At 45.6% G+C, this 14,919-nt stretch carries 17 protein-coding genes and 2 tRNA genes; 14 read left to right on the top strand and 5 right to left on the bottom strand.

From position 1 onward, the window contains the following. Positions 1 to 45: 45 nt before the first annotated feature. From EKN16_RS22995 to EKN16_RS22980, 5 genes are all read left to right on the top strand, one after another. Positions 46 to 134: transfer RNA gene (locus tag EKN16_RS22995), tRNA-Ser, on the top strand. A gap of 129 nt (positions 135 to 263) precedes the next feature. Then, positions 264 to 611 carry a hypothetical protein gene (locus tag EKN16_RS22990; RefSeq protein ID WP_125662730.1) on the top strand — a complete coding sequence of 116 codons (348 nt, stop codon included), beginning with the start codon at positions 264 to 266 and terminating at the stop codon, positions 609 to 611. A 32-nt stretch (positions 612 to 643) separates the two neighbouring features. After that, positions 644 to 820 (top strand): hypothetical protein, encoded by a 177-nt coding sequence (locus tag EKN16_RS32450; RefSeq protein ID WP_164522957.1) that lies wholly within the window; start codon positions 644 to 646, stop codon positions 818 to 820. 54 nt (positions 821 to 874) lie between these two features. Beyond that, complete coding sequence (locus EKN16_RS22985) at positions 875 to 1,024, top strand: small acid-soluble spore protein P (RefSeq protein WP_125662727.1); 150 nt, start codon at positions 875 to 877, stop codon at positions 1,022 to 1,024. Positions 1,025 to 1,130: 106 nt separating this feature from the next. Next, positions 1,131 to 2,195, top strand: a complete 1,065-nt coding sequence (locus EKN16_RS22980) for a hypothetical protein (protein WP_125662724.1) — start codon at positions 1,131 to 1,133, stop codon at positions 2,193 to 2,195. A 424-nt stretch (positions 2,196 to 2,619) separates the two neighbouring features. On the opposite strand, the gene EKN16_RS22975 is transcribed toward EKN16_RS22980, so the two are convergent. Then, a tRNA-Arg gene (locus tag EKN16_RS22975) sits at positions 2,620 to 2,696 on the bottom strand. Between the two features lie 289 nt (positions 2,697 to 2,985). Here EKN16_RS22975 and EKN16_RS22970 point away from each other — a divergent pair. Then, positions 2,986 to 3,159: an aspartyl-phosphate phosphatase Spo0E family protein gene (locus tag EKN16_RS22970; protein WP_125662721.1), complete on the top strand. Its 174-nt coding sequence runs from the start codon at positions 2,986 to 2,988 to the stop codon at positions 3,157 to 3,159. 17 nt (positions 3,160 to 3,176) lie between these two features. Here EKN16_RS22970 and tadA read toward each other — a convergent pair whose 3' ends face one another. Then, positions 3,177 to 3,668, bottom strand: a complete 492-nt coding sequence (gene tadA / locus EKN16_RS22965; protein ID WP_164522956.1) for a tRNA adenosine(34) deaminase TadA — start codon at positions 3,666 to 3,668, stop codon at positions 3,177 to 3,179. A 370-nt stretch (positions 3,669 to 4,038) separates the two neighbouring features. Between tadA and EKN16_RS22960 the strand changes: the two genes are divergently transcribed. The 3 genes from EKN16_RS22960 to rluF are packed head-to-tail and all read left to right on the top strand — an operon-like array spanning position 4,039 to position 7,764. After that, entirely contained in the window at positions 4,039 to 6,264 is a 2,226-nt protein-coding gene (locus EKN16_RS22960) for a PAS domain S-box protein (protein ID WP_125662715.1), read from the top strand. Positions 6,265 to 6,306: 42 nt separating this feature from the next. Then, positions 6,307 to 7,041: an NAD(P)H-binding protein gene (locus EKN16_RS22955; RefSeq protein WP_125662711.1), complete on the top strand. Its 735-nt coding sequence runs from the start codon at positions 6,307 to 6,309 to the stop codon at positions 7,039 to 7,041. A 27-nt stretch (positions 7,042 to 7,068) separates the two neighbouring features. Continuing rightward, positions 7,069 to 7,764 (top strand): 23S rRNA pseudouridine(2604) synthase RluF, encoded by a 696-nt coding sequence (rluF, locus tag EKN16_RS22950; protein ID WP_125662708.1) that lies wholly within the window; start codon positions 7,069 to 7,071, stop codon positions 7,762 to 7,764. Positions 7,765 to 7,934: 170 nt separating this feature from the next. On the opposite strand, the gene motB is transcribed toward rluF, so the two are convergent. Further along, positions 7,935 to 8,747 carry a flagellar motor protein MotB gene (gene motB / locus EKN16_RS22945; RefSeq protein ID WP_125662705.1) on the bottom strand — a complete coding sequence of 271 codons (813 nt, stop codon included), beginning with the start codon at positions 8,745 to 8,747 and terminating at the stop codon, positions 7,935 to 7,937. Continuing rightward, positions 8,731 to 9,531 (bottom strand): flagellar motor stator protein MotA, encoded by an 801-nt coding sequence (gene motA / locus EKN16_RS22940; protein WP_125662702.1) that lies wholly within the window; start codon positions 9,529 to 9,531, stop codon positions 8,731 to 8,733. Before motA ends, motB begins: the two co-directional genes overlap by 17 nt. Before the next feature lie 271 nt (positions 9,532 to 9,802). Between motA and EKN16_RS22935 the strand changes: the two genes are divergently transcribed. The 4 genes from EKN16_RS22935 to EKN16_RS22920 all read left to right on the top strand — a co-directional run bounded on the left by EKN16_RS22935 (position 9,803) and on the right by EKN16_RS22920 (position 12,872). Continuing rightward, complete coding sequence (locus tag EKN16_RS22935; RefSeq protein WP_125662699.1) at positions 9,803 to 10,096, top strand: hypothetical protein; 294 nt, start codon at positions 9,803 to 9,805, stop codon at positions 10,094 to 10,096. Positions 10,097 to 10,132: 36 nt separating this feature from the next. After that, on the top strand, positions 10,133 to 10,432 hold the full coding sequence (locus EKN16_RS22930) for a 4a-hydroxytetrahydrobiopterin dehydratase (protein ID WP_125666559.1): 300 nt from the start codon (positions 10,133 to 10,135) through the stop codon (positions 10,430 to 10,432). 101 nt (positions 10,433 to 10,533) lie between these two features. Beyond that, positions 10,534 to 11,781, top strand: a complete 1,248-nt coding sequence (locus tag EKN16_RS22925; protein WP_125662696.1) for an EAL domain-containing protein — start codon at positions 10,534 to 10,536, stop codon at positions 11,779 to 11,781. Positions 11,782 to 12,014: 233 nt separating this feature from the next. Beyond that, positions 12,015 to 12,872, top strand: coding sequence for an aminoglycoside 6-adenylyltransferase (locus EKN16_RS22920; RefSeq protein WP_125662693.1), 858 nt, complete (start codon positions 12,015 to 12,017; stop codon positions 12,870 to 12,872). 81 nt (positions 12,873 to 12,953) lie between these two features. On the opposite strand, the gene EKN16_RS22915 is transcribed toward EKN16_RS22920, so the two are convergent. Then, a complete protein-coding gene (locus EKN16_RS22915; protein ID WP_125662690.1) occupies positions 12,954 to 13,490 on the bottom strand; it encodes a GNAT family N-acetyltransferase in 537 nt (178 codons plus the stop codon). Positions 13,491 to 13,872: 382 nt separating this feature from the next. Between EKN16_RS22915 and EKN16_RS22910 the strand changes: the two genes are divergently transcribed. After that, positions 13,873 to 14,733, top strand: a complete 861-nt coding sequence (locus EKN16_RS22910) for a sulfurtransferase (protein ID WP_179955562.1) — start codon at positions 13,873 to 13,875, stop codon at positions 14,731 to 14,733. Positions 14,734 to 14,919: the final 186 nt, after the last annotated feature.

Below are 14,919 nucleotides of genomic sequence, written 5' to 3'. Positions count from 1 at the left end.
TACTATTTCTTGTCATCTTTTATTTAGATGGACTGAATTAAATTCGGAGAGGTACCGAAGTGGTCATAACGGGGCGGTCTTGAAAACCGTTAGGGGGCAACTCCACGTGGGTTCGAATCCCACCCTCTCCGCCACTATTTAAATGAACAGCGTCTGAGCTACCTTGTAGCCTAGGCGCTTTTTTTGTATCCTTCTTCTATTGAGGAACGTCCGCATAAATAAGCAGCCAATGCCGCATATTATCGGCATGGAGGTGGTAAGCGATGAGTAAACATGATGAAATTCGAATGGATCAGCAGCAGCTAGCCGAAGCATGGCAGCGGACTTTGCCAGATACTATAAATGAAGGGGATCGCGCGACTGTTCTGCCTGACGAGGCTGATTCTAAGACGCTTCGAGTAACCATCCAATCAGCAGGGCATCAAGCGTATAACTTTGATTTTAAAGTTGTATATGTGGATAGCCGTGAGGTTAAATCGACTTTAATTGATGTGGAGAAGGATGGGCGCACAGTTGATGAGAGAACTGATATCATTCAGCAGCTCGTGCACGATTACACCCGACATATTCATGAGTGTGCACAAGCGCTTCATGGATTAACACATGCGTAAGCAGAAAGTGAATGAGAGGAAGGGGAATATCCTTGACTAAAAATAAAGGTTATGCAGATAAAAATTTGAGCAATGTGGTTGAAGATCTAGATAAAAATCCGGTAAACAGCCATCAAGCTCAGCAAATTCAGCAGGATACCAATGATCGGCGGCATCAAGATGCTTTAAATCATGATGAACCGACGGATTTAAACCATCTTCAGAATTAATTGGCTTTAAGAATCAAATGCTCCAGACGCTTAAGTTAAGGGGGACAGCCTAATATGGGTAAGACAGATAGTATTCCAGTACCGAATCCAGAGGATCAGTCGGGTAATAAACAAAGAGGGCATTCTGGGCAGCAGGAACCTTTATCCGGTTCCAAGAAGACCAAGCAGCACAACCATACTCCACATCATAACCGGCAAGGGTAACGATCTTTGCAACCCACTAAGAGCCTTCTTCGTCCAGTAAAGACTGGATGAGGGGGGCTTTTTACGGTAGAATGAGAGGTGTTTGAACAATGGAGGGGAATTAGATATGAAATTACTCAAAACAAGTATGCTTGCTATTCTAGTGCTGCTTATTGCAGTTATGGCAGGCTGTAGTTCTGTCAAACCGCCGAAAGAGGCATTGCTATCTGCGATGACTAAGCTGCAAACGGCGAAATCGATGTCTTTTAAAGGTACTTTCTCCCTCGATGATATTGTAATTCCCCCAACAGGCTCGGGCACAAATGCAGCAATGACGGATATCTTTATGAAGATGCTGAAGGGCGCTATTGTTGATTTTCACGGGGCTATGCAAACGGAACCAATGCGCGCTGAGGTCGTTATGGATCTTGCATTTGGAACCGCAGATATGACCATTCATTTGACCGTACCCGTTATCATTACAAAAGACAAGGTATGGCTGAAGGTGCCGCAGATTCCTGGTGCGAAATTGCCGGATACGCTTGTTGGTAAATTTGTAGAGATCGATTTGAACAAAATAGCTGCAGAGCAGAAAAATTCAGTGATCCTTGATGGAGCTGCGACAAAAAAGCTAGGACAAGATTTATTGAAAACTCTCTCTGATCCTTTTGATGAAAAAACTTATTTTTCTGAGCCTAAAGCTGTAGATGTGAAGGGTTTGCCAGAAGGCTACAAAGGCGATCAATTTATCCGCTTTAACATGAATAAACAAAATTCGGATCAAGCTGTAACTACAATTATTGATAAGGCTGCCCCAGCAATTATTGATCTACTGTTAAAGAATGATGCCTATATGAAGGCATTACAGCTTAAGAAAGAAGAACTGGAAGCGGCGAAGAAAGAGCTCGCTGATAAGAAAGACGGGAAGATCCAACCAGCTGTGGAAGAGCTGAAGAAGAGTCTCGATGATTTGACCTTCACCGGTGGTATTCAAGATGGCTATCTGACCTATCAAGAGTTACAGCTGAATCTTGATTCTAAGGATGCTCAAAACCCTCAAAAACTCGCTGTTCAATTCAAAATCTCTTATGCCGATTTGAACAAAGATGTGAAATTTCAATACGAGCTACCTAAGGATGCGGTTCCTGTTCAACAAGTACAAGATATTTTGGGTTTAGTTAGTGGTTCTTAATTTTTGAGAAGAGGTAACTTGATTGGGGCTCAACACTATAATAATTCGAAGCATGGTGCGTAGAAGCCCGCTGCGCAGACGGATCATTCTTACGATCGCTGTTGTCTCCCTATTTCTTGATTCTATCCCTAAGGGGTAGAAATAAGGAGACAAAGGCGAACGCTATCGCTTCTTCAGAACGATTCCGTCCGCTTCGCTAGGTACTTCGTATTGGCAAGCACTGATTATGGTTTAGAGCCTAATGGACTCATATAGTTATAGTTATTAAAGTCAAAAGAAAGAAGGATGAATGTGGGAGTGCCCGCATTCATCCTTCTTTCTTTTGGTCCTTCATTCTTATAGAAGCCTCGCTGACTCGCCCATCAACCCGCAAAAAGCAAAAAGAACCGCGTTTCAACTCAACGCGGTTGTGGAAGTCTATTAATGGCGCGCCCGATACGATTCGAACGTACGACCTGCAGTTTAGGAAACTGTCGCTCTATCCTGCTGAGCTACGGGCGCGCGGCAAGAATAATAATAGCATGAAGGCAGCTAGTGGTGCAAGAGATAGGGTACTGGAGAGTTAGAGTGGGTTTATTTGATAAATTTCTTGGACCTACATCCGGGGCCTATTTGGTTTCATGAGCATAGTCCTAATAAAATCGCCATAATGTAGAAACTTGTCGAAAATTACCCTCAAAAAGGAGGTGAACCTTCGACAAGTTTTTACAAAATCCGTTAGTAGTTAAGCGTATAATAAAATTGTTACTAACTGTAACCTAGGATGCGATAGGAGCGATAACCAAGCGTCATGAAGGACAAAATTAGGCTGCTCGATGAATTACATGCGCTTCGTTTAAAGCTCTTAGAAGTAGCTGAAGCGCGAGGGAGTTTAACCGACCCCGAGGTTCTTGCCATTAGTGAAGCGGCTGATGAACTTATTGTGACGCTACAACATATCCAAAAGAAGGAATTATTAAGTTAATGGACTTGTCGAATAATCTACAGTTCCTTGTTTGAAGAACGTCCTCTCAAACGACGGAAAAACTGCGTGAGCAAAGCTGCGCACTCCTCTTGTAATAAGCCGCTTACTAGTTCAGTTTCATGATTGAAGCGGGGCTCTTGTAATAAATTCATCAACGTACCGGCACAGCCGGCTTTAGGGTCGGTTGTGCCGAAGACAACCTTCTGTATGCGGCCCTGGACAAGTGCTCCTGCGCACATCGGACAAGGCTCGAGAGTGACATATAGGGTGCAGTCAAGCAGACGCCACGCACCTAAATATTGGCTTGCCTCTCGAATAGCGACCATTTCCGCATGCGCTGTTGGATCAAGTAATGTCTCCCTCAGATTATGACCTCTTCCAATAACCTCGCCGTTTCTCACTACGACTGCGCCTATAGGAACCTCACCTAATTGTTCGGCTTTCTTCGCTTCTAGTATGGCTTCACGCATCCATCGATAGTCTGTTTCTTGAAAAAAATCCACACTCATAATAGGGACTGGCTCCATTCTATACTCATATAATTAAAGCTTCGGTCGACAAGAATCGACTGTCGGTTTGGCTCGAATTGTGCCACGAACAAATATTCGTTGTTAACAGCTTGTGTACAACTATGTGGATAAGTGGCTATTTATTCACAACTTTATACACTTATTAGACATTTGTGTTGTGGATATGGGGAAAAACTGTGGATAATATTCTGTTTTTAATTGAAATCCACAATAAACAGAGGTTATCTACTAGAAATAAAAATTATTAAATACAGAAGCAGCGAGGGCCGTTGGAAAAGCTATCATTTCCATATAATTATGATATGATCCAATAAGATGTCCACAAGTTGCGTGAAGGGTGTGTCGCATATTGTCGGTCAAGACCAAGTTATCCTTTATGATTTCTTTCATCGTTTTTGTTCTACTTGTGCTTAATATGATTTTGAACGAATATTCGACACGGGTCAACCTCAAAGTAAATATGGAAGCCGAAATGGTTCATATTAGTCAGCAGATCGCAAATTCTGTTATTCAATATTCCACAGAAGAAGAGCTTACTCAAGTTGCGATTAGTGAGAGACTCAAGGCAGCTTCCGTGCTTGCTTCTTTGAAGCTCAACGGGGGTCGCTCGGACACCGTGACTTCGGCGAAACTGGCGGAAATCGCCAAAGAGATTGGAGTTACTCATATCTCCTTATTAACACCAAGTGGCAGTGACTATACCACAGTTTCCTCATCTAAACCAACCGAGGTGGGGAGAATAACACCAGTTAATAACCAAGGGGAAAGCTTCTGGATGGGGCCAGCACAGTACGAACTGACGGATCGTCTAATCGATGAACAATGGAGCTTCTATAAAGGGCTGGATCCAAACTACATTATCAGCTGCTTTCTAGAGAATGAACAAATTTTGAAGGATCGGACAAATTTTGATGTAACCTCATTCTTATCGCAGAAGCTTATGGATAATCCGAATCTTCTCGAAATAAGCGGATTTAATCCCCAGACCTTCGGTAAGAAGACGATTACCTTTATTCCTAAGATAGCTTCAACTGATCAGCTGCTCGATTATCCTGTTCCCTTTGGCAGCTACAACTATCGTGTACCGAACCTGGATGTCAAAAGCGTCAGAGAAGCTGCTGAAGGCAAAGCTATATTCCGCTACATGTCTATAAATAATAGACCGATTATTAAAAGCTTCGTCCCGATTCATGGGAAGGTTCCTTACGTAATTGGGCTTGTGAGTGATAAACAGCCTCTAATAACACTGATCGATAAGCAGCGGAATAATCAGATCTTTATATCCGCTATTCTGCTTATTATCGTTGTATTCTGCAGCTATTGGCTATCGGATATTTTGCTGCGTCCTGTGCGGTTTATTCTTTGGAAGGTAAACGAGGTTTCATTCGGACGGTTCGATAATTCTATTGAAGTGAAACGCAAGGATGAACTGGGACAGCTGGCGCAGCGAGTAAATGCGATGTCCAAAAATCTCGGTATCTATATGACGAAGCTTAAGCTGGCTTTTGAAGAAAATCGTTCGATGAAAGAGTACCTGGAGTCGTTCATTAATCATACTACAGATGCGATACATGTTGTTGATCTTGAAGGTCGGATTACGCAGGTGAACCATGCGTTCGAACAATTATTCGGCTATAGTTCGGAGGAGGCAATCGGTCAAGTCCTGCCGCTTGTGCCAGATCATCTACATATGGAAGAGCAGCAGACGATGGAACAATTAAAATCTGGGAAGCCGCTGAAGGCACGTGAGACAGAGCGCGTGACAATGCGGGGAGAGTTGATATCGGTCAGTGTGACGACATCTCCAATACGAGATAAAAATGGGGCGATACGAGCAATCGCAAGTATTACACGTGATATGACGAGCCGCAACAAGATGGAGGAGCTGCTGCGCCGATCCGAGAAGCTGACGACCGTCGGCCAATTGGCCGCAGGCGTGGCGCATGAAATTCGCAATCCGCTTACTACATTGCGAGGCTTCCTTCAGCTGCAATTAGAAACAACCAAATTGAATACACGACATGTGGATATCATGCTCACAGAGTTGGATCGGATTAATTTAATTGTGGGTGAGTTTCTTATTTTGGCGAAGCCGCAAGCAACCCGGTTCGAGGAGAAGGATATTCGGTTCATCTTGGGGGATGTCATTTCATTACTCGATAGTCAGGCTCATCTGTGCAATATTGTATTTGAGCCGCTGTTTGGTCATGAGGAATGCCGGATTTCATGTGAAGAGAATCAACTGAAGCAAGTGTTCATTAATGTACTCAAGAATGCTATAGAAGCGATGCCACAGGGTGGACAAATTCGAGTTGAGGTTTCTCGGTATGGCATGAAGGACGTTTGTGTCTGCATCACGGATGAAGGAATCGGCATTCCCGAAGAGATGATTCCAAAGCTCGGTGATCCATTCTTCACGGATAAGGATACGGGCACCGGACTTGGAATTATGGTAAGCCAGCGAATTATTCAAAGTCATCAAGGGACGATGGATATTAAAAGTATTGTTGACGTTGGCACAATAGTAACCATAACGCTCCCCCTGAATAGGGACGGAGCGGACGACGAGCGCTAATTAGGCAAATCATGTACAATAGATCAAAAGGGGCGGTTGATCATGCGTACGCATAGCGTGAATGAAGCGGGATATCGCGTTCTGTTAGTAGGTGCCACTGGATTAGTAGGCCAAGCGCTTACACAGCAGCTGCTGGCGGATGAGTGCTGCACAGAGCTAACCGTACTCGTGCGTAGGCCTCTCTTCCAAGCAGGAACAGGGTCCCGGGCTAAGAAGTTGCATGTGATCGTTGCGGATTTGGATGAGATGGAGCAGTCACTTGCTGACGTTCACGTCGATCTGGTATTCTGTACGCTGGGTACAACGATTAAGAAAGCCAAGTCGCAGGAAGCGTTCCGCAAAGTGGATTACGAGTATCCTGTACGGCTTGCTAAGTGGGCTAAGGAGCATGGTGTCATTAAAATGATTATTGTGTCCGCTATGGGTGCAAAAGCGTCCTCATCGATCTTTTACAGTCGAGTAAAGGGGGAAATGGAAGAAAAGCTTACTTCCATCTCGCTTGAGGAGCTGCATATTCTTCGTCCGTCCTTACTGCTTGGCAAACGGAAGGAATTTCGTCTGGGCGAGAAAATCGCAATCTGGTTAAGTCCATTGTTGAGGGTCGTTACGATAGGTCCCTTGCGGGTGTATCGACCGATAAAGGATAAGCAAGTCGCAAGTGGTATGAGAGCTGCGGCTTTTACCAAAAGGCTGCTGGGCAAGGATGGGCCTGTGCGAATCTACGAGAATAGTGAGATTGCAGAAGCGGCTGCTGCTGCTGCTGCGGTACAAACATAAGGGAAATAGTGCGGGGTGAATGGAGCATTGAGAATTAACAAGTTTATAAGTGAAACGGGCTATTGCTCAAGGCGAGAAGCAGATAAGCTTGTGGAGTCGGGGCGTATTACGATTAATGGGAAGCTCGCAGAGCTCGGAAGCCAGGCAGAGCTTGGGGACGACGTGCGGGTGGATCATATTCGGATTGGTGAGCAGAAGGAGCATGTCTATATTGCTCTTCATAAGCCTGTCGGGATAACGAGTACAACGGAAGCTCAGGTCGAAGGGAATATCGTCGATTATATTAATCATCCGGAGCGGATCTTCCCGATCGGGCGGTTGGATAAGGATTCCGAAGGTCTCATTCTGCTCACCAATGATGGTGATATCGTGAACCGGATTTTGCGTGCTGAAGGGAAGCATGAGAAGGAATATATCGTGACGGTGGATCGCCCTGTTACACCTCGGTTCTTAAAGGCACTTAGTGAAGGAGTCCGTATTCTTGGCAGTATGACGCTCCCTTGTAAGGTTATCAAGGAAGGAGACCGGGTATTTCGAATTACGTTGACCGAAGGTAAGAACAGACAGATTCGTCGAATGTGCTCCACTTTTGGCTACAATGTAAGACGACTTCGTCGGGTGCGGATCATGAATATCCATCTTGGAAGTCTAGGTAACGGCAAATGGCGTGATTTGACAACTAATGAGCTTAAGGAGCTATTCGATCTATTGGATAGCCACTGAGTATTACGTATTATTTAACGCACCTTAGGTCAGAAGAGATACGTTTCCCAGGAAATAAAAAACCAACGGCAGCCGACAAATCAGCGGCAGCGTTGGTTTTTTTGAGGGAGGAAGCTTGTACTGCCGCTAATAACGGTGCTGCAAGCTTCTTCTTATTGGAATAAGTAATTTCATTTTGGTGTTGCTGGGATATTCTGCGATTTATCTGGATCGGTAAATTTGCGAATGATCGAAACCTCAACACGGCGGTTCTTGGAACGGCCCAGAGCGTTTGCATTGGAATCAACAGGACGATATTCACCATAACCGATGGCACTGAATAACTTAGGATCAAGCTTCTTGCTGGAGAGTAGAATATCCATGAAACGAATCGCACGTGACGAGCTCAAATCCCAGTTGGATTCAAATTCAGCCGTAGAAATCGGCTCATTGTCGGTATGGCCGGATACAACAATCTCGTAGCCGGGATACTTGTTCAACATCGTTGCGATTGTCAAGGCAAGTGAGCGTGCTTCTGGTTTAATCTGAGCGCTGCCTGATGGGAAGAGTGCGTTATCGCTAATTGTAATCATAAGCTGGGATTGATTCAGCTTCGTTTCAAGCTGTGTGGTCAGGCCGGCTGTCTTGATATAATTATCGATCTGCTTCTTCAGCTTCTCTAGATCTTCTTGTTCTTGCTTCATAGCCGCTTGAAGCTGTTCCTTGGTTAGATCTTCTTTAGAAGGCTGGCGGTTATTCTCTCTTTCCTTGCTCATCTGCTCACCAGTCGTCACGATAGTCGTGTTATCCAGAACACCTGAACCACTGTTGAAGGCGATATTGAACGCTTTACTCATTTCTTCGAACTTCTTAGAATCGGTTGTGCTCATCGCAAACAACACGATAAAGAGGGCTAGCAGCAGGGTCAGCAAATCGGCGTAAGGGATAAGCCACGATTCGTCGGCATGTTCTTCGTGGTGCTCACTCTTATGCTTTTTGCTCAATGCCCTCCGCTCCCTTCTCGTTCATTTTCAATCGCTCCGTTGGTGTTAGGAAGACGGATAGTTTCTGATTAATCGCAATCGTGGATACACCAGATTGAATGGATAGCAAACCTTCAACCATCATTAGACGCAGTTCAATCTCCCGTTTGGATAAGCGCTTGAGCTTATTGGCGATGGGATGCCACAATACATATCCGGTAAAAATACCAAGGAGGGTTGCAATGAAGGCAGCTCCGATCGCATGAGAGAGCTTCGCCATATCACTCATATCAGCAAGTGCTGCAATTAGACCGATAACGGCACCTAGAACCCCTAGCGTTGGGGCGTACATTCCGGCTTGTGAGAAAATAAGCGCACCACCACGGTGACGTTCTTCCGTAGCGGAAATATCCTCAAGCAGTACGTCGCGAACTAGATCGTGGTCGTTGCCATCAATGATCATCCGCATACCGTTGCGAAGGAAAAGGTCTTCAATATCATCTACATTCGCTTCAAGCGCAAGTAAGCCTTCACGACGTGTAATGGTTGCCCATTCCATAAACATTTTAATAAGTTCTTCACGAGGCAGTAAGACTTGAGCAACGAAAATCATTTTGATAAGCTTGGGGAACTTCTTTAATTCCGACAACGGAAACCCGATGAAGAGTGAGGCAGCAGTACCAACGATGATGATCGTGAATGCAGCTGGGTTGGCTAGATTGCTGATCGGAGCCCCTTTTAACGTCATACCGAGCAGCACGGCAATGAGTCCAAGTCCGATGCCAATAATAGTAGATTTTTCCATGACACACACCTCGTCTATAATGATTGGTTTGGAGAAACTTTGCGGTTCGTCCGCGTAGTTGTTCCAAAATAGTAAAATGTCGAGGACAGACGTATGTGTCTGACTGACAAAATAAACAGATTTTCGACAAACCTCTATATTTATTATCGTCAAAAAAAGGCTATAGATTAGAGCAAATTCAATCTTTTGTGCGAGGGCACGCTTAATATTCATACTAATTGGTGTAGAATGGAAGTAAGAGTTAGCTATATCGAGAAAGGCGGAGATAATAATGGGTGTCAAGCATGGCAGAGAGTATACGGAGATTGTTGGGGAGCTAGCGGATGCAATCGGTTCCATCGGTGATGGGTATATATTTTTTGAGATGGAGACAGCAGATTGGGAAGAACTCGATGAGGGGCAGCACAAAGAATTAATGGAGGTTCTCGCTGACGATGTCTTCTACGCGCTGGGTGAAGATCCGGTCATTGCGGTTGGCACAGGCACGGTTACGTATAGACCTAAGCATCATTGCATTGAAGTGTCGGTTGATCATAAGGAAAGCCGGATCATCCGCTTAATTTAAGCCTGTTCCAAGGAAGGAGAATGACGCTTGAGCCGAATGGAAAAAATGTCGCTTGCAGCTGCTGATGAGCGAATTGCAGCTATCGAGGGTTGGATACGCGACGATGACAAATGGATGCAGGGAAGCTATCGATTCGCTGCATTCACGGATGCGATTGCTTTTGTAGGTAAAGTAGCGGATATTGCTGAGGCGCTCAATCATCATCCTTTCATCGGAATTGACTTCAAGAAGGTTACGCTCAGACTAACCACTTGGAGTGCGGGAGGATTAACGGAGCTCGATATGAAGTCGGCCGATCAGTATAATGATGTTTACCGTTCTTTCATGGGAAAGTAGTGTCTAATAACATCTTTACAACGATTCGACACTATTCTACAATGAGTGATAGTAGTAAATGTTACTAAATCTCACATTACCATGACGCGGGGTGAACACCTATGACAGAAGCCTATCGGATGGTATGGTCCGTAGATGAGGGGCTGGATAGTCAGCTTGTTCCTTATTTCCAGCCGATTCTTGCGTTAGACACTAGGCGAATCATGGGATATGAGGCGCTCGGACGCATTCGGACAAACCAAGGTGTGCAAAGTCTGGGGCCCTTTTTCGGAGATAAGCGAGTACCGATGTCGGAGCAAATTCGTGTGGATAGGCTGCTTCGGGAGCAAGCGCTTGCTAAGTTCGCTGGAGGAGACGCTGCGGGTGGTCAAGGGAAGCTTTTTATTAATCTGAAGCCTTCCTGGATCTATCAAACCTACGCGGAGACGGGTGAACTGCCCACACTGCGACTGCTCGATAAATATGCTATTGACCCGCGGAATGTCGTGATTGAAATAACAGAAGAATCTTTCTTAGAGCCAATGGAGCAGCTTCGCTCCGTTGTGGATGTGTACCGGCAGCAAGGCTGCTTAATTGCGATTGATGATGTGGGAAGTGGGTTCAGTAATATGGACCGCATAGCTCAGATCCAGCCCCATATTCTCAAAATCGATATTCATATGCTCCAGAAGAGTGAACAACATAGCGGTTATTACGGGGTATTACGCTCATTCTCGACTTTAGCTGAGCAAATTGGCTCCTCCTTGCTAGTGGAGGGGGTCGAGACGGAATTGGAGCTGCAGCGTGCAATTGAGATTGGTGCGAGATATGTGCAGGGATTCTTGTTCGCTAAGGCGGAACCGGAGTTCCGGCCATCCTCCTGCTTTGCAGGTCTCATTGAAGCGGGCCTGAACAAACGACGTTCCCGGATGATTCAGGAAGAACGGTATTGGAGCGCTGAAGCGGAGAAGCTGCGGTGCATGGTGGATGCGGCTTGGCAGGAGAATTATAGTAACTGTAACCTAGCCGAGGCTGGCAATGATTTTATCGAGCAGATTCTGCCAGGGCTTGAAGCTTCTTATATAAGAGTATATATGTGCTGTGAAGATGGCATTCAGTGTTCAGCTAATTACCGCCGTGAAGAAGGAGCCGTTTGGTATCGGGAAAATGCTTTCCGCGGACATAACTGGAGCTGGCGTCCGTATTTCATCCCGCTCTCGGTCGAGCTCGAATGGAAACGACGTGCTGCGGTATCACGGACATACACGGATCTCGATTCATTGGATCGCATTCGAACAATCTCGGTGCCGATCGGCAAGGATGGGATTCTATTCCTAGATATGACGGACCCCGAGGGGGAGCATTCATGAAGGGTTACTTATACATACCTAAATAAAGTCCGCCCTGCGCAGATCATGCGTTGAAAGGTGGGCTTTTTGCATTCATTTAGTCGCTCGATTGCGATAAATATTCATGCAGAAAGCAAAAAGTTGTGAGTCTATACCGATGATAAAATACATCCCTAGGCGGAAGTAAGGGTATATATTATATAATACGATTACCTTGTTAGGGGTCGGAATCCAATGTAAGCGGAGGAAGGATAATGATGATAGATATGTATAAGATGCTTGAAGAGCGTATATCTAACTGGGGCCTATGTAACAATGAGATCATTGCGATCTACATCGTTGGGTCAAGAGCTAGAGAAGATAAGCCGTTTGACGAGTTCTCCGATTTAGATGTCGTTATCTTCTCAACTAATCCAGATTACTATTTTCAAAATGACGAGTGGTTACTAGATATCGGAAAGGTTTGGACAAGTTTTGTGTTTCGAACTGCTGGAGGGGATCCAGAAAAACTCGTTCTTTTTGAAAAAGGATTGCAAGTTGACTTTTTATTCCGTCCTATTGCTGATCTTGAACACCTAATCGAACATGATCAGATTCCTCAGGGCTTTCAGCGAGGTGCCAAGATTCTTCTCGACAAGACGGGGAGGGGACAACAATTAGTACCGAGAATGACAATTGCCCCTCAGAGTAATCCTATTACCCAAGATGCTTTTTTGCAGATCGTAAATATGTTTGGATTTGCCTGTATGTATGTGGGTAAACAAATTTTGCGCGGTGAAATGTGGGTAGTCAACCAAAGGGATCAGGATTGTAAGCAGTTAATGCTGCAGATGATTGAGTGGCATGCAAAAGCCTTGCACGGGGATACCTACGATACTTGGCATGCAGGGAAATTTATCAATAAATGGGCTGACAAAGATATAGCAGCTGATTTGAAGCACACATTCGGGGGATACGATCAGAACAATAGTTGGAAAGCACTGCTCGTTTCTTTTGAGTTATTCAGTCGGTTATCTACCGAAGTAGCAAACATATATCATTATACATATCCAGGAAACTTGATCTCCAATATCCGTACTTGGCTGGAGGAGCAACATGTGGATACGTACTAAATGAAGCATTAAAGAAGAGATACCACCAAATAAAGCCCATTCTGCGCAGATTATGCGTGGAGGTGGGCTTTTCGCATTAAATTAGGGATTAAAGCTTTCATTTAATTGCTCAGCTGGGGGCTGGGGTGTATAGGTCATGCAGTGGACATCTACGAGTCCATCTGCTGTTCTTTTGGGATAGGTATCTGTGATTATAAAATCCGCTTGTTCATAGGTTCGGATCGCTCGAAGATTCCACACGTGGACCTCAAGGTCGATTTCATCGCTTGGGGAACGGCGGAGTGCTTCGGATACGATTGCCTTCACCATAGGAAGTCCAAGACCGTTGCCGCATAAATCTGGTCGCAGGCCAAGCCCAATCCGAGTAACATCAAGCAGGGGGAAGAACTGGGCAAATCCCACAAATGTACCCTTTTGATCAAGAACGGCGGCATACTGCTTGTCCCGAATATACTCATCGCCAAATTCAATGCCAAGCTGCAGCATCACTTCCCAAGACGACCAATTGTAGAAATCAAATGGTGGGTCATAGCGCCAAGTACAAAGCATTGCAGCTAATTCTGGGGATAGTGCAGTTACCGTGAATATTTCTGTGCTGGCAATGGGCGGTATGGTCATGCAGGTGTTGCCTCCTAGTGGGGGAATCATAGGCTGGGAAGGAAGTTGAGATAACGCCTATTATAGCAGAAGAACCTGCCGGATAGGTACAGTTAGACAATCTATTTTCCAATTTGGGAAGATGTGTTTGAGGCAGTGCCGTCATCGGGTGAAAACAAGGTAGTAAGCACAGTTCAGCTGCACAGCTAACCGTGGTTCATGTGTATAGTATTCCTTCCAGTGCCATCGCTGATTCCATAGTGAGTCCGGCTGAGTCTATCCTTCAATATGCGGATGGGCATAATTGCGAAGTAGAAGGAAGAAGCTTTGCTTTTAGCGGGCTGGGCAGGCATGGTAAAATGATCAGTAGATCGTTAGCCTATGCCTGAGAGGGGTATTGTGGATGAGTATAAATAATTTGTATGTGACACCGGAGTGGCTGGTTAAGTACCAGAATGATGGGGCCGATTCTGTGCGTATCGTAGATTGTCGGTTTCTGCTAAGTGATGCATTAGCTGGTGAGAAAGCTTATGCGGATGGGCATATTGAAGGAGCCGTTTATCTGGACTTGGAGCGGGAGCTGTCCGCGCCTAAGCGTGAAGATCGCAAGGGAGGAAGGCATCCATTGCCTGAACCGACTGCACTTGCTGCAGCTCTTGGGCATGCGGGGATAAGTAACGGCACGCATGTGGTTGCCTATGATGAGCAAGGCGGTGCAATGGCGGCGCGTCTGGTTTGGCTACTGCGCTGGCTCGGTCATGATGGAGGTGCCTCGATTCTGGATGGCGGCTTTGCTGCATGGCAGACTGCTGGTTACCCAGTAAGCAACTTGCAGACGGAAGTGGCATCTAGTGAATTTGTGCCTCATGTGAATGAGGAGCTTGTTGTGAGTGCTGATGAGGTTCGCAGCCGTCTTGGCACAAACGGTGTAGTCTTGATTGATTCACGGGAAGCGCCTCGTTACCGCGGAGAGGTAGAGCCGATCGACCCTGTAGCGGGTCATATTCCTGGCGCGATCAATCACTTCTGGAAGGACGGCTTGGCGCCGGATGGTACTTGGTTGTCGGGTGAGGAGCAGCGGGCGCGCTTCGATGGGATATCGCAGGACGATGAGATTATCGTCTACTGCGGATCGGGCGTTACGGCTTGCCCGAACGTGTTTGCGTTGGAAGCCGCAGGCTTCAAGAATGTGAAGCTGTATGCGGGGAGTTGGAGCGATTGGATTTCATATGGGGGGAATCCGGTAGCGACGGGGGAAGAATAAATGCGGAAATGCGCGTAATAGTGTGCGAAGACGAATACAGAGCAGGGCTAGTGTTATGCCGTTGCTCTGTATTTTTTATTAATCGAAGTCAACACGGAGTCAACAATTGGCTTCAGAAAATGTTTACATCGTGACTGAACTGAATGTATTCTCATACTTTTGTTGTTTTATAACATATTCAATGTT

It is taken from the genome of Paenibacillus baekrokdamisoli (assembly GCF_003945345.1).
Taxonomy (GTDB): Bacteria; Bacillota; Bacilli; order Paenibacillales; family Paenibacillaceae; genus Paenibacillus_Z; species Paenibacillus_Z baekrokdamisoli.
The sequence above is the reverse complement of the archived record's forward strand: the minus strand, read 5'-3'. Positions and strand labels throughout refer to the sequence as shown.